This window comes from Pseudomonas sp. BJa5, from assembly GCF_030272875.2.
Classification (GTDB): domain Bacteria; phylum Pseudomonadota; class Gammaproteobacteria; order Pseudomonadales; family Pseudomonadaceae; genus Aquipseudomonas.
Window position 1 is genome coordinate 1 of sequence record NZ_JALRNG020000082.1, and the last position, 1,923, is coordinate 1,923.

2 rRNA genes are annotated in these 1,923 nt (G+C 52.3%); both read right to left on the bottom strand.

The window, feature by feature from the left end:
• A 5S ribosomal RNA gene (rrf, locus tag M2D63_RS25500) occupies positions 1-68 on the bottom strand; the annotation flags it as partial.
• A 130-nt stretch (positions 69-198) separates the two neighbouring features.
• Positions 199-1,923, bottom strand: a 23S ribosomal RNA gene (locus M2D63_RS25505); the annotation flags it as partial.

Here is a 1,923-nt window from a genome sequence, read left to right on the forward strand (position 1 = left end):
GCGATGCATCGTTTCACTGCTGAGTTCGGGATGGGATCAGGTGGTTCCAATGCTCTATGGTCGTCAAGAAATTCTGTTGCCAGAAGGTCTTGTTTAGACACTCCAGCGAATTCGGATATGTGACAATTTGTGGTTTGCAAACTTTCGGTTCAGCGTCTTCACCACCACAATCTGCGCTGCAGATTGCTTGGGTGTTATATGGTCAAGCCTCACGGGCAATTAGTATTGGTTAGCTCAACGCCTCACAGCGCTTACACACCCAACCTATCAACGTCGTAGTCTTCGACGGCCCTTCAGGGAGCTCAAGGCTCCAGTGAGATCTCATCTTGAGGCAAGTTTCCCGCTTAGATGCTTTCAGCGGTTATCTCTTCCGAACATAGCTACCCGGCAATGCCACTGGCGTGACAACCGGAACACCAGAGGTTCGTCCACTCCGGTCCTCTCGTACTAGGAGCAGCCCCTCTCAAATCTCAAACGTCCACGGCAGATAGGGACCGAACTGTCTCACGACGTTCTAAACCCAGCTCGCGTACCACTTTAAATGGCGAACAGCCATACCCTTGGGACCGGCTTCAGCCCCAGGATGTGATGAGCCGACATCGAGGTGCCAAACACCGCCGTCGATATGAACTCTTGGGCGGTATCAGCCTGTTATCCCCGGAGTACCTTTTATCCGTTGAGCGATGGCCCTTCCATACAGAACCACCGGATCACTAAGACCTACTTTCGTACCTGCTCGACGTGTCTGTCTCGCAGTCAAGCGCGCTTTTGCCTTTATACTCTGCGACCGATTTCCGACCGGTCTGAGCGCACCTTCGTACTCCTCCGTTACTCTTTAGGAGGAGACCGCCCCAGTCAAACTACCCACCATACACTGTCCTCGATCCGGATAACGGACCTGAGTTAGAACCTCAAAGTTGCCAGGGTGGTATTTCAAGGATGGCTCCATGAGAACTGGCGTCCCCACTTCAAAGCCTCCCACCTATCCTACACAAGCAAATTCAAAGTCCAGTGCAAAGCTATAGTAAAGGTTCACGGGGTCTTTCCGTCTAGCCGCGGATACACTGCATCTTCACAGCGATTTCAATTTCACTGAGTCTCGGGTGGAGACAGCGCCGCCATCGTTACGCCATTCGTGCAGGTCGGAACTTACCCGACAAGGAATTTCGCTACCTTAGGACCGTTATAGTTACGGCCGCCGTTTACCGGGGCTTCGATCAAGAGCTTCGCGTTAGCTAACCCCATCAATTAACCTTCCGGCACCGGGCAGGCGTCACACCCTATACGTCCACTTTCGTGTTTGCAGAGTGCTGTGTTTTTAATAAACAGTCGCAGCGGCCTGGTATCTTCGACCGACGTGGGCTTACGCAGCAAGTGCTTCACCCTCATCGGCGCACCTTCTCCCGAAGTTACGGTGCCATTTTGCCTAGTTCCTTCACCCGAGTTCTCTCAAGCGCCTTGGTATTCTCTACCCAACCACCTGTGTCGGTTTGGGGTACGGTTCCTGGTTATCTGAAGCTTAGAAGCTTTTCTTGGAAGCATGGCATCAACCACTTCGTCGCCTAAAGGCAACTCGTCATCAGCTCTCGGCCTTAAGATCCCGGATTTACCTAAGATCTCAGCCTACCACCTTAAACTTGGACAACCAACGCCAAGCTGGCCTAGCCTTCTCCGTCCCTCCATCGCAATAACCAGAAGTACAGGAATATTAACCTGTTTTCCATCGACTACGCTTTTCAGCCTCGCCTTAGGGACCGACTAACCCTGCGTCGATTAACGTTGCGCAGGAAACCTTGGTCTTTCGGCGTGCGAGTTTTTCACTCGCATTGTCGTTACTCATGTCAGCATTCGCACTTCTGATACCTCCAGCAAGCTTCTCAACTCACCTTCACAGGCTTACAGAACGCTCCTCTACCGCATCAC